The organism is Pseudoclavibacter sp. RFBI5 (assembly GCF_002931395.1).
Taxonomy (GTDB): Bacteria; Actinomycetota; Actinomycetes; order Actinomycetales; family Microbacteriaceae; genus Pseudoclavibacter.
Genome location: NZ_PSYA01000013.1, coordinates 227,892 through 240,586, shown reverse-complemented (window position 1 = coordinate 240,586; position 12,695 = coordinate 227,892). Strand labels below are relative to the sequence as shown.

10 protein-coding genes are annotated in these 12,695 nt (G+C 65.5%); 1 reads left to right on the top strand and 9 read right to left on the bottom strand.

All coding sequences use genetic code 11. The features are described from left to right. Window positions 1-212: 212 nt before the first annotated feature. Window positions 213-1,217 (top strand): AI-2E family transporter, encoded by a 1,005-nt coding sequence (locus tag C5E06_RS16700; RefSeq protein ID WP_181062591.1) that lies wholly within the window; start codon window positions 213-215, stop codon window positions 1,215-1,217. Between the two features lie 15 nt (window positions 1,218-1,232). Here the strand turns inward: C5E06_RS16700 and C5E06_RS16695 are convergent, their stop codons facing one another. The 9 genes from C5E06_RS16695 to C5E06_RS16655 form a co-directional block, all read right to left on the bottom strand. Beyond that, a complete protein-coding gene (locus C5E06_RS16695; RefSeq protein WP_104243509.1) occupies window positions 1,233-2,204 on the bottom strand; it encodes an FUSC family protein in 972 nt (323 codons plus the stop codon). A gap of 117 nt (window positions 2,205-2,321) precedes the next feature. Next, on the bottom strand, window positions 2,322-3,401 hold the full coding sequence (locus C5E06_RS16690; protein ID WP_104243511.1) for a linear amide C-N hydrolase: 1,080 nt from the start codon (window positions 3,399-3,401) through the stop codon (window positions 2,322-2,324). A 79-nt stretch (window positions 3,402-3,480) separates the two neighbouring features. Beyond that, a complete protein-coding gene (locus tag C5E06_RS16685) occupies window positions 3,481-5,289 on the bottom strand; it encodes an oleate hydratase (protein ID WP_104243513.1) in 1,809 nt (602 codons plus the stop codon). Between the two features lie 130 nt (window positions 5,290-5,419). Further along, the gene (locus C5E06_RS16680) at window positions 5,420-6,337 is read right to left on the bottom strand and encodes a DMT family transporter (protein ID WP_104307606.1); all 918 of its coding nucleotides are present in this window, start codon (window positions 6,335-6,337) and stop codon (window positions 5,420-5,422) included. A gap of 3 nt (window positions 6,338-6,340) precedes the next feature. Continuing rightward, complete coding sequence (locus C5E06_RS16675; protein WP_104307605.1) at window positions 6,341-7,066, bottom strand: hypothetical protein; 726 nt, start codon at window positions 7,064-7,066, stop codon at window positions 6,341-6,343. 78 nt (window positions 7,067-7,144) lie between these two features. After that, entirely contained in the window at window positions 7,145-8,551 is a 1,407-nt protein-coding gene (locus tag C5E06_RS16670; protein WP_104307604.1) for a glutamate decarboxylase, read from the bottom strand. Between the two features lie 71 nt (window positions 8,552-8,622). Beyond that, on the bottom strand, window positions 8,623-10,578 hold the full coding sequence (locus tag C5E06_RS16665; RefSeq protein ID WP_104243521.1) for a YhgE/Pip domain-containing protein: 1,956 nt from the start codon (window positions 10,576-10,578) through the stop codon (window positions 8,623-8,625). Further along, window positions 10,575-11,345: an ATP-binding cassette domain-containing protein gene (locus C5E06_RS16660; protein WP_219819657.1), complete on the bottom strand. Its 771-nt coding sequence runs from the start codon at window positions 11,343-11,345 to the stop codon at window positions 10,575-10,577. The genes C5E06_RS16665 and C5E06_RS16660 overlap by 4 nt, the downstream gene beginning before the upstream one ends. Window positions 11,346-11,384: 39 nt before the next feature. Beyond that, on the bottom strand, window positions 11,385-12,575 hold the full coding sequence (locus C5E06_RS16655; RefSeq protein WP_219819658.1) for an amidohydrolase family protein: 1,191 nt from the start codon (window positions 12,573-12,575) through the stop codon (window positions 11,385-11,387). Window positions 12,576-12,695 lie beyond the last annotated feature (120 nt).

Below are 12,695 nucleotides of genomic sequence, written 5' to 3'. Positions count from 1 at the left end.
CCCGAACTGCCAGGCTATGCATACATAGCGGCATCTCCGCTCGCACCGCCGGCACCCGAGGTCGCCCTACCGCCCACCGCGACGAGTCGTACGGAGCCGCTTGTGCTCTAGCCTTAGAGAAAATTCCCTCAGAAGAAGGCCTTTTGATGCCCGATATTCGCAGCACAGCGACTGATCTCTTTCGTCGCAATCCCGTCATGTGGGCCTTTTCCGTGGCAATCGGACTTCTCCTGGCTGCGCTTCTCGCGACCACCGTCATTCAATTGCAGTCGGTGGTTCTCTCCGTCTTCATCGCATTCTTCATCACCCTCGGACTCGACCCGCTGATTCGCCTCCTCCAGCGTCTCGGACTCAAGCGAGGAATGGCGATCATCTCCGTGATCGTCGTCTTCATCCTCATCGTCGCCGGGCTCATCTGGATCGTCGTGCCCATTCTGGTCAACCAGATCACCTCCCTCGCGACGACCATTCCTCAGGAGATCACCCGGATCAACAACGAGGGCTGGTTCGACACGGTCAACAAGGCCACGAACGGCGCCGCCACCAACGCCCTCGACTGGGCGCAGAAGACGGCAACCGACCCGAACACCTGGGCGACCGTCGGCGGCGGCGCCCTGAAGGTGGGGACGACGATCGTCAACGGCGTCAGCACCGGACTGTTCGTCTTCATCCTGACCCTCAACTTCATCGCGACGCTCGGCAGCATCAAGCAGGCGGGCTACTCGCTCATCAACGCCTCGGTCCGCCCCCGCTTCGAGGAGTACGCGGAGCGGATCATGGCCTCCGTCGGCTCGTACCTCAACGGCATGGTGGTGCTCGCCTTCATCAACGCGGTGTTCAGCGGGCTCCTGCTCTGGATCGTCGGCGCACCCTACCCGTTCATCGTCGCGGTCATCTGCTTCTTCATCACGCTGATCCCGCTCATCGGTACCATCATCACCACGATCTTCATGACCGTGATCGCACTGTTCGCCTCCCCCATCGCGGCGCTCATCGTCCTCGTCGCGATGCTCGTCTACATGCAGGTCGAGGCGTACATCCTCACGCCGCGCGTCATGTCGAAGGCCGTGCAGATCCCCGGCTCCCTCGTCCTGATCGCCGCCCTCGCGGGTGGAACGCTGCTCGGCCTGGTGGGCGCCCTCGTCGCGATCCCGCTCGCCGCCGGCATCGTGCTGCTCGTGCGCGAGGTCGTCATCCCCAAGAAGGCGCGGAGCTAGCCGACCCGCTCGGTCTCACGCGGCTTCGACGATCTCCCCGTCACCGGAGCGTCTGGTGATGAAGTTCATGACGAGCCCACCGAGCAGCGCGACGAGCGTCGCGAAGAGCACCGCTTCGAGTCGGTAGATCCCGAGCGCGAAGGTGGACAGCTCCGAGGCGGCCGTGAGGAGGATGGCGGGCGTCAGGAAAAGCACGAACAGCGCGTACTCCCCGGCGTTGACGTACGCGACGCACAGCACGAGGAAGAGGCCGGCCAGGACGAGCGGAATCGGCTGCGGCAGCATCGACGCGAGCATCGCGAGGAGCACCCCGGCGACCGATCCGAGCACCCTGAGGTAGCCGCGCTTCGCGCGCTGGTCCGACCCCACGGCCAGGATCACGCTGAACGAGAGCAGCGTCCAGTCGCGGTAGGGGAACTCCAGCAGCTCCGAGGCGAACACGATGAGGAAGGATCCGCCCGCGGTGACCGCACCGTAGGCGATCCGGTCGACGAGCGGCGAGCCAGGCTCGTGAGCGTGGGACCTCGCCTTCACGAGCGAGGCGAAGCCGACGACGACCCCCGCGCCGATTGCGGACCCCAGCATCGCCTGCCAGAGTTCGGCGCCCGACTGCGACAGCGCTGCGAACGCCAGCAGGTTCACGGGAGACCGCGTGAGGAATGCCGTCTCGCCGACCGTCACGAAGGCCTGCACGAGGCAGACGAAGACGACTGCGGCGAGCGTCACCCAGAGCCCGAGACCCCCGACCGCGAAGCCGAGGGCTGCGATGGCGAGCGACCAGCCCACGGAGAAGAGCCGAGCCCGCCAGCTCCCCGCGCGGATGATCGAGAGCAGGAAGAGGATCGTCAGGTAGCCGGATGCGGCCGTGTTCGGGCCGATAAGGAACTGGCTGGCCCCGAGGATGAGCGCCGCGACGGAGACCAGACCGACCGCCACCAGCACCTGCTTGATCGAGAGGGCAGCGCTGACCACGCCGTCAGTTCCCATCAGAACCCTCCCGCATGATGCTCTCCCCTACTCCGACCCCCTGAGACGTCAACGGCGGGCGCCCCGAGACGTCAACGGCGGGCGCCCCGAGGAGGGGCGCCCGCCGCCGCGCTCGGACTAGCCCTTCTTGCCGACGAGGTCCTGCACGAGCGTCTTCACGGCGAGGAAGTCATCCTTCTTGTTCGCCACGAACTCCAGCGCCTTGACGCCGTCCGCGAGCACTTCCGTCGCCTCCGGGCCGACGTCGGTGAACTTGTGGCTCACGTTGCCGGCGAGTCCGCCCTCGAGCGCGAGCTGGCCGACGAGGTCGAGCTTGAGCACCTTGGAACCCTCGGCGAAGCTCACCTCGTCGAAGTCCACCCAGACGATGTTGGGACGGGTCGTCGACTCGAACACGTAGCGCTTGTTCGTGAGGTCGAGCACCACCTGCCAGATCGTCTGCGACGCGTCCGGCTTGCCGGGCTCCGGCGTCCGGAACGGCTGCGCCGCGTTCCGGATCATGCTGAACATCGCGGCGATCGCATCCAGCTGCGTCTTGGGCTGCACCTGGTGCTCGACGTAGAAGGACGCACGAGCGAAGCGGTCGCTCGCCAGCGTCGACCCGGGCAAGGGCTGATCGCCGCCGAGCCCCTCGATCTTCTTCGCGAGCTCGAGCTGCTTGTCGTAGGTCGGGGAGTTCGTCATGACCTTGTAGTCACGGCTGTGATACACCGTCGGCTTGCCGCTCGTGTACTCGATGATGGCCGAGTCTCCCGTGGCGTCGTTGATCGCGAGGTGCAGGGTCGGAACCAGGTGTCCTGTCGGGTCGAAGAGCTGCGAGATCTGCACCTGCGACTTCTTGGTCCACGCGACGGCCTCCTTGACCGTCGCGAAGTTGTCGAGGTAGTACTGCAGCCAGACCGACTGGCTCAGCTGAGTCGTCTTGTCGTTCGGCTTTCCGTACTCCGACTCGGCGAGCCACAGGATGTGCCCGGCGAATCCTTCCTCGTTCATCCCGTCGGTGGCGATGAGGTCGAAGGCCGTCGCCACGATGCTGCCGTACTTGGCCGTCCAGGTGAGGTTTCCCTCGACCCCGTCGGCCCGTTCGATGCCGCGCGGGTACTTCCAGAGGTTCGTGAGGAGATCCATGTGGAAATCCATGTTGCGGCCGACGATGACGGACCCGTTGGCGTCGGGCCACACAATTCGAGTGCACATGTTCGTTGACACGTCCTTTCGTAAGGGGAACTGCTCTGCACGCCGACGCGGATGCGACGGCGGCGGGTGCGCGTGCGGGTCAGGCGATCGCGTCGTCGCTGCGGTCGTGGACGCGAGCGTCCTTGGTGGCCGGGATCAGGTTGAAGTCGGTCAGCAGCTGGCCGAGCTCGGTCTGATCGAAGCGGTTGACGAGGTGGCGCTTCGCGAAGCTCGGCCCGGGGATGTCGAGCTGTTCGCCGTCGCGCAGGACGTTCGTCGAGTGCAGCAGGAACCTGAGGTCGTACGTCGAGTTGAAGACCTCCGGAACACCGCGTTCGACGCCGAGGAGCTCGTAGGTCGCCTCCATGGCGGTGCGCACGGAGTACTCCGTCGTGAAGATGCAGTCTCGCGTCGTCTCGGCGAACTGACCGATGAAGGCGAAGTTCACGCTGCCCTTCGGGACGACGGCCGGGCGGTCGCCTGCCTTCCTCGGCATGAAGAAGGAGGTGACGTACGGCATCATCACCGGCACCGTCTTGACGCCGGTGGCGGCGAGTTCGGGGATCTCGTCGACGGGGACCCCCAGGTGGAAGAGCCACTCCTGGGTGATCTCCTCACCCGTGCAGTCCTGCATGCTCTTCTTGACGAAGGCTCCTGGGGTGTCGACGAAGAGGCCGTAGATCCAGACGACGATCTCGGTCGGCTTCTGCGCCTTGAAGTGGGGCTGGCGGTTGACCGTCCAGCTCATGAGCCACGGCGAGTCGCGTGCCGTGACGATGCCACCGGTCACGACCTTGCCCGAGAACGGGTCGCGCTCCGCGATGCGCTCGATGTACTCGGGGACGCGAGCGTCGAGCGTCGTCGCCGTCGCCGATTCCCACTTCGACTTCTGGATGTCTCCGCAGAACACCTCGGGGCGGCCGAACGCCTCGTCGCGTGCGGCGATCTTGCGCCAGAGGTCCCAGGCCGGAGCCGGGCCCGTGTTGAGTCGGGCCGCGGTGGCGTGGTCGCCCTGGTCGGAGTTCTCCGTCAGCGATCCGATGGTGATGTACGCCAGGTCGTTCTCGCTGAGGTCGACGCCGCCCTCCTCGCCGTCGCGGACCCACTCGATGCGGGTCGCCTGCTTCTTGTCACCCGTGATGTCGAACTGCACGTCGGTGACCTTGGTTCCGTACTGGAAAGTGACGCCGCGCTCGAGCAGCCACTTCTGCATGGGCAGCACAAACGACTCGTACTGGTTGTACTTCGTGAACTTGAGGGCCGACATGTCGGGGAACCCGCCGAGCTGGTGCACGAAGCGGTGGAGGTAGAGCTTCATCTCGAGGGCCGAGTGCCACTCTTCGAAGGCGAACATCGTGCGCCAGTAGAGCCAGAAGTTGCTGTCGAGGAATTCGGCGCTGAACACCTCGTCGATCCGCTTGTCCTCCATCTGCGCACGCGTGGCGAGGAAGACACCGACGATCTCCTTTTGCGCCTTCTCGGACAGACCGAACTTGAAGTTCGTGCCGGCGTCCTGGCCCTGCTTCTCCGTGACCCGCCTCTTCGTCGAGTTCGGGTCGTCGATGTTGAGCCAGTAGAACTCGTCGAGCACGCTGGCGTCCTCGATCTCGAGCGATGGCACGGTGCGCAGGAGGTCCCAGAGGCACTCCATGTGGTCCTCGAGCTCGCGGCCACCGCGGATGACGAATCCCTTCTCGGGGTACTTGATGCCATCGAGTGCGCCGCCGGCGATGTTGAGCTCTTCCAGGATGGTGATGCGGTCGCCGCTCATCTGCCCGTCGCGGATGAGGAAGATCGCCGCAGCGAGGCTCCCGAGACCTGCGCCGACGAGCCAAGCGCTCTTGTCATCGACACCCTGCGGCTTGCGCGGGCGTGCGAATGCTTCGTAGTTTCCACTGCTGTAATGCATAGTCGACTCATTTCCCGCCGGCTCGTGCAAATGGCCAGGATAATATGCCATCATGATTTGTCCGACGTTATCGAAGTATATGTTTGACCCTTTTGCACCGATAAGAGATGCGAGTTATTTCACCCGCCCACTAACCCTTCCTCTCACCCGCGGATGAGGAATTCGAGACCTCATCGACGGGAGACTTCTCGGCCCGCGCCAGCTGAATCACCCCGGTGATAGCGACGGCACCTGCCGCGAGGAATGCGACGACCGCCCAGAGCGGGGCATTCGTCGCCTCGTGCAGGATCACGATGCCGAGGACAACCGCGATCGTGGGGTCGATGACCGTGAGCCCCGCGACGACGACCTCCGGTGGGTTGTCGAGGTGCGCGCGCTGGACGAAGATCACGGAGAGGGCCCCGGCGATTCCGATGCCGAGGATGCTCGCGATGGTGAGGATGTCCGTCGAGTTGAACGGCATCTCGTGGGCCTTCAGAATGGCCTGCACCCGGAGGATGACCGTCTTCCCGAGCGTTGCGACGAACGCGGAGTAGACCCCGCCGAGCAGCACCCACAGCAGCGGCGGCGTCGGACGGCCCTTTCCCAGCACTTCGACGATGCCGGTCGCGACGAGCACGCCGCCGAGCGTCACGAGCACGGCGACCAGCTGCGCGTCTTCGATCGGCTGCTGCGTGCTCACGATCGCGGCGACCACGACGAATCCGCCGACGCCGACGACGCACAGCAGGATCGACCGGATGATGGCTCTCGACGGCCGCGTCTTGCGGAAGATGCTCGTCAGGACGACGGAGAACACGAGCGCCGCCACGCCGATCGGCTGCACGACGATCAGCGGCGCGAACGCCAGGCTGCCGACCTGCACGAGCATCGCGACGACCAGCGCGACGCTCCCGAAGAGCCAGATCCGATTCCGCAGCACGTGAACGGCCGCATCCTTGCGGCTGCTGGACCTCGTCTCCGCGAGATGGACGCCGCGCGACTGGAGCAGGTTGCCAACGGCCATGAAGGCCGCGGCGGCCAGGGCGAGCGCGATGCCGATGAGCATGGCCTAGGCGCTCCGTCCGACACTGGAGCTGTCGCGAGCCGGAGTCGCACCGGCCTTCGTCGCCCCTGGCAGGACGACGAGGGACGCGAGGAAGAAGCAGACCGCGCCGATGAACGTGCCCCACGTCGCCAGCGAGGCGTTGATCGTCGCCCCGCTAGGGAGGATGTAGGCGCCGACCGCGGAGGCGCCGAAGGCCACGCAGCCGACGAAGTTGATGACCAAGGACCAGGACGCGCTCGAGCGCACGCTCCACGTCTGGTTCGTGTGCGCGAACGCGATGAAGGCAACGCATCCGCTCACGAGGAACGCGACCGACCCGCCCGCGTCCGGGTTCCACACGAGCTTCTCCTGGCTGGTCAGCGACTTGGCGTGCAGCGCCGCTGTCGTGCTGACGTTGAAGAGCAGCGTCCCAAACGACTGGGTGGACGCCGTCAGCCACTCGGCTCTCACCATTCGACCGGGGGCATAGGAGACGGGAACGGCCACCGCGCCGCTGAGGAAGAGCTGGATGAGGCCGGCTGAGGTGAAGAACCATGCCCCGACGAAGAAGAACAGGTTCGAGAGCTGCGAGCCCATCTGCTCGCTGAGCACCGGCGCGGAGCCCAGCGCGAAGAGCGCGGAGCCCACCATGAAGAGCCAGCACTGCTTGACGACGGTCGGCACGAGGAGCTTCCCCGTGGCACCGAGGGGTCCCGTGTGTTCGCGAGGGGAGGTTGCTGCGCTCGTCATGTCGGTGGGTTCCGTCTCCTGCTCGTGGGCGGCGGGCCGGCGGGAGAGCAGCTCGGCTCCCCCGCGCGGCCGCTGATCTCAGTGGTGGAAGTGCACGCCGCGGCCCGCTTCGCGCGGCAGCGGCGTCTCGAGCGAGTCGAGGTACTCCACGTCACCGCGGATGTCCGCGAGGAGCGACGACGCGAGGTCGCGGCTGAGACCGACCTTGACGACGATGCGCTGGAGGATGACGTCGCCCATGTTGTCGGCCATGGGGTACGCGGGCACGAGCCAGCCCTTCATGCGGAGCCGGTCGGCGAGGTCGTAGAGACTCCAGTTGCCGGTGTGGCCGTCTTTCAACACCCAGGCGAAGACGGGGATCGTATCTCCGCGGCTCACGAGCTCAAACGGCCCCATCTTCTCGATCTCCGAGGAGAGGTAGGTGGCGACGTCGATCGAGTTCTGCTGGACGAGCCGGTAGCCCTCGCGACCGAGGCGGAGGAACTGGTAGTACTGCAGCAGGACCTGGGCGCCCGGGCGGGAGAAGTTCAGGGCGAGGGTCGGCATGTCGCCGCCGAGGTAGCTGACGTGGAAGATCATGCTCTCGGGGAGCACCGCCGTGTTGCGCCACACCACCCAGCCGACGCCGGGGTAGACGAGGCCGTACTTGTGGCCGGACGTGCTGATCGAGTTCACCCGGTCGATCCCGAAGTCCCAGCCGAGGTCCGGCTGGCAGAACGGCGCCACCATCGCGCCGGATGCGCCGTCGACGTGGATCTTCACGTCGTTGCCGGTCGCGGCCTGGATCTCGTCGAGTTTCGCGGCGATCGCCACGACGTCGTCGTAGAGACCGGTGAAGGTCTGTCCAAGGATCGCGACGACGCCGATGGTGTTCTCGTCCACGTACTTCTCGAGATCGTAGCCGTCGAGCACCAGGTGGTCGGGCGACACGGGCACGTATCGCGCCTCGATGTCCCAGTAGTTGCAGAACTTCTCCCAGACGACCTGCACTGCGGCCGACATGATGAGGTTGGGCTTCTCGGTCGACTTGCCCTCCGCCTTCCGCTTCTCCTGCCAGAGCCGCTTGAGCGCCAGGCCGCCGAGCATGCAGGCCTCTGACGATCCGATCGTGGAGGTGCCGATGGTGTCAGCGGCGTCCGGGACGTTCCAGAGGTCGGCGAGCATCCGCCAGCAGCGGTCTTCGATGGCCGCCGTTCCCGGGTACTCGTCCTTGTCGATCATGTTCTTGTCCGCGGCCTCGGCGTAGAGCTTCTTCGCCTCGTCGTCCATCCACGTCGACACGAACGTCGCGAGGTTGAGGCGCGAGTTGCCGTCGAGCATGGCCTCGTCGTGCACGATCTGGTAGGCCGTCTCAGGGAGGCTCTGGTCTGCCGGCAGCTTGAACTTGTCGAAGACCGTCGCCTCGCCGGGTCGAACGAAGACGGGGTTGACGTCGAGATCCGGGTTGATGTTTCGGTGGTGGCCGTTGCTGGTGCTTTTCTCCATGGGAACTCTCTCTTCTCGTTCGGACGGTGACTTCGTGGACGTACTGGGCGTTCGTGGTGATGCTGACACGGTCAGACCTCCACCGGCGGATACAGGCGGTCCATGTTGTACTGCCGGTTCCTTCTCGCGGCCCAGGTCGAGATGGCGATGAAGGCGACGGTCATCGAGAGGATGACGATGATCGCCGTGAGCAGGCGATCGTCGATGCCGCCGAGGATCAGCTGCCGCAGTCCGTTGTTGGTGTAGGTCATCGGGTCGATGACGTTGATGTACTGGAACACGTTGGTGGTCGTCGGAACGGGATAGATGCCGCCGGCGGAGGTCAGCTGGATCATGAGGAAGGCGAGCGTGAACACGCGTCCGACTGCCGGGCCGAAGACGGCGTTGAACATCTGGATCATCGCCATGAACATCATCACCATCAGCAGCAGGAACCCGTACGTTCCCCAGGTGTGCTCGGGATGCAGCCCGATGCCGAAGTAGATGACCAGGTAGAGGATGGTCGCCTGCAGGAACCCGACGAACACAGTCGGCACGTACGAGGCGAGGATCACGCGGAAGGAACCGAGGCCCTGGGCGAGCGGACGCGCCTGCAGCGGGGTGAAGAGCATCCACGCGATGATGCCGCCGACGAAGAGCGCGAGGCCGAGGAAGAACGGCGCGAAGCCGTAGCCGAATGTCTTGGCCTCGTTGTTGATCGTCTCCTTCAGCTCCACCGGCTGGGCGAGCGCCTGCACGAAGTTGGATTGCTGGTCCTCGTCCCAGTCGGGAAACAGGTTGAGCGCAGTATCGGCGGCATCAGCCAGCTCGATCGTGCCGGCCGCGAGCTGGTCCGTGCCAGACGACAGCTGCGCGGCGCCGGCGGAGAGCTCACCGAGGCCGGTATCCAGCTGATCAGCTCCGGAGCGGAGCTGCTCCGCGTCTGAGGAGGCGGTCGCGAGGTCGCGCTGCACGGCGCCGTCCTCGATGGCCGTCATGATGACGTTGACGCGGCTGTCTGGATCGTTGAATTCGCCGGCGAGCAGGTTCATGTCGGTGTGCAGGGCGTCGAAGACCGTGACGAACTCCTCCGTCAGCCTGGAGTCCTGGATGTGCGTGTGCACGCTCTCGAGGCGGGCCGCGATCGCCTGCTCGACCGGATCGTCGCTTGCTGCGAGCTCGGTCATTATCGTCGCGAGCTCGCTGTCGGCTCGCGCTTGCGCGGCAGACGCCTCGTTGAGCGCCGTCGCGATGGTGTTCGTGCTCGTGACGACATCCGACGAGAGGTCTCGCAGCTCAGCGCCGGTGATGCCGGAGGTGGCGATCGCGTTGTCGACTCGGGTCACGGCGCCCTGCACGGCCTCGTCGAGCGTGTCTATGGCACCGGCGAGCGTGGCCGACCCGTCCTTCGCCGTCACCAGGTTGTCCGCGATCTCCTTCGCACCGCTATTCGCCGTCTGCATGCCGGAGTTGAGCTCCTCGACGCTGCTGACCGCTTCCTTGAGCGTCGGGATCTCAGCTCTGACGGCTGCCAGCGCCTGGTCGAACATCTGCGCCGAGACCTGCTGGTTGACCATGACGATGACCTCTTCGGCCGCATCCTGGCCGATGACCGTCGAGAGATAGTTGTTGGAGTCGTTGTAGGTGAACTCGAGCTGCGCGGAGCGAGACTCGTTGGTGGTCACCGATGCCACGGCCTCGCTGAAGTCGGCGGGCACCGTGATCGTGAAGTAGTACTTGCCGTGGGCGAGGCCGTCGACGCCGTCCTGCTCGCTCGTCTCGGTGAGGTCCAGCTGCTTGGAGTCGATGAGGCCCTGCACGACCGAGTCTCCGGCGGTGAGCGGCTCACCCTCGACCGTGGCGCCCCGGTCGAGGTTGATGATCGCGACCGGGATCTTGTCGACGTTGCCGAACGGGTTCCAGAACGCCCACAGGTAGAGCGCACCGTAGAGAAGCGGCATGAGGATGACAACCGCGAGCGCGAGCCGCGGCATGCGGCCGCGGTAGTAGCGCTTGAAGTCGCTTCCTGGTGAGAACGCAGCGATCATCGCCCATCAGCCTCTCGCTCGAGCACGGCGAACTCCTTGTTCGTCAGGTTCTCCACGAGGAACTGGTCGCGGATTCCAGAATCTGGGCTGACGCCGTTGACGTCGGCGGTGATGACGGTCTGCTCCCTGCCGAGCTCGACGAGGCGCTCGAGCAGCTTGTGCGAGCTCTCGATGCTCGCGAGCTTGTCGATACCCCCGACGACGAGGATCGGCGGCTTGCGGGTGTTCGCGACGGCGATGCGCAGCAGCGCGCCGGTCAGCTCCGGAAGCTCCTCGACCATCGCGTCCATGGTCGGCAGGGTGTACTCGCCGAAGACCGGGGCGCAGATGCGCTCGAGGTCCGCCTGCTTCGACTGCCGCACCCAGCGGGCCCCTCGGGCTCCCCACCGGATCTGCTCGGTGATGATGTCGTGGACTCGGATGGTCTGGCCGATGCCATCGACCTCGTCGATGTTGGCGAGGGCAGCCTGCTTGAAGAGGTGGTGGGCGTCGTTGAGCCGCCCGAACGACTCGAGCTGCCCCGTCGAGGGCTTCATGCGCCCGGCCAGGGTGAGCAGCAGCGCTGTCCTGCCCCGGCCGCCCGCGCCAACGAGCACGGTGACTCCACCGGACCGGATCGTGAGGTTCACCGGCCCGAAGATGTGGCCCCAGGACGCCTTCACCTCGATGCCGTCGGCGTTCAGGATGACGTCGCCGACCGCCGCCTCGCCTTCGGCTCGGGTCAAGGGAAGGGGTTGATCGCCGAACAGCTGCGTCACATCGCTCACGTCAGGCACTCCTGTTCGATGGTCCGGCTACATGCAGCATCATCGTTCGTCCTTCACGATCCGGCCGTTCTTGACGATGAGCGGGAAGTTCAGCTCCGGCTCGGCGATGAGCGAGAGGTCGGAGAGCGGGTCGCCGTCGACCAGGATGAGATCGGCCCAGGCTCCCTCGGCGATGACGCCGAGCTTCGCGTCCCGATACGAGTTCCGCTCGCCGGCCATCTCGAAGAGGCTCGCGTTCCCGGAGGTCAGCATCAGGAGCGCCTCGGTCGGGCTGTAGAACTCGCCGAGGCGAGCTGCCATGACGCTCTGCCTCGCGGCCGCTCCGGGCTCGAGCAGGAGGTCGGTGCCCCAGGCGGTCTGCACTCCATGCTGCTTGGCCCAGGCGTAGACCTGCGCTGTGCCTCGGCAGATCTCGGCGTTCTTCTGCGCGCGATCGCGGTCGGGATAGTGGTGGTCGTCCTCCGCGAAGGGCTGCACCGAGAGCCAGGCACCTGCGTCCCGGATGAGCTTGACGGTGGCCTCGTCCATGAGGTGGCCGTGCTCGATCGAGCGCACGCCGCAGTCGAGCGCCCTGGCCACTCCCGCGGAGGTGTAGACGTGCGCGGCGACATAGGTTCCGTAGTCGGCAGCAGCCTGGACCGCGGCGCGGATCTCCTCCGGCGTGTACTGCAGCGTGCTGAGCGGGTCGTAGAGCGATGCCGCCCCGCCACCGAGCGTGAGCTTGATCTGGCTCGCGCCGGTCTTCAGCTGCTCCCTCACCGCGGTCAGCACCTGGGGAACTCCGTCCGCGACCTTCGTGAAGTGGATGTCCTCGGTGCGTGCGGGCCTGCCGCCGAACTCGCTCGGCTCCTCGTACACGAACGAGAAGTCGGCGTGGCCTGAGGTCTGGGAGATCATGGCCTGGCTGGGGAAGATGCGCGGCCCTTCGAGCACGCCGCGGTCGATGAGCGTCTTGATCGGACTGGTGTCGCCACCCATGTCGCGCACGCTCGTGAAACCGCGAAGCAGCATCTTCCTGGCTTCCGCGATCGTGTTGCCGTACAGCTCGCCCGTTGCCGCCTGCAGGAAGTCGTTCATGCTGTTGGCGTTGCCCATGAGGTGGACATGGGCGTCGGTGAGCCCGGGCATGAGGAATCTGCCGTGAGCGTCGATCTCACGCGCACCGTCCGGGGAGTTGCTCGCCAGAGGAGATTCCGAGATCGCGAGCACTCTCGAGCCCTCGATAAGCACATCCACACGATCGCGAACACGTTCACTTATCCCATCGAAAAGCCTGGCATTTCGAATAATGATTCGTGACGGGCTATCCGCATCCTGGGGCATGAAAGCCACAGTAACCCGTGAGGAAAA

Bases quoted from the DNA above. Each gene is read 5' to 3' on its own strand.
- C5E06_RS16695 (WP_104243509.1), bottom strand. From the start codon at position 2,204: ATGGGAACTGACGGCGTGGTCAGCGCTGCCCTCTCGATCAAGCAGGTG.
- C5E06_RS16690 (WP_104243511.1), bottom strand. From the start codon at position 3,401: ATGTGCACTCGAATTGTGTGGCCCGACGCCAACGGGTCCGTCATCGTC.
- C5E06_RS16685 (WP_104243513.1), bottom strand. From the start codon at position 5,289: ATGCATTACAGCAGTGGAAACTACGAAGCATTCGCACGCCCGCGCAAG.
- C5E06_RS16680 (WP_104307606.1), bottom strand. From the start codon at position 6,337: ATGCTCATCGGCATCGCGCTCGCCCTGGCCGCCGCGGCCTTCATGGCC.
- C5E06_RS16675 (WP_104307605.1), bottom strand. From the start codon at position 7,066: ATGACGAGCGCAGCAACCTCCCCTCGCGAACACACGGGACCCCTCGGT.
- C5E06_RS16670 (WP_104307604.1), bottom strand. From the start codon at position 8,551: ATGGAGAAAAGCACCAGCAACGGCCACCACCGAAACATCAACCCGGAT.
- C5E06_RS16665 (WP_104243521.1), bottom strand. From the start codon at position 10,578: ATGATCGCTGCGTTCTCACCAGGAAGCGACTTCAAGCGCTACTACCGC.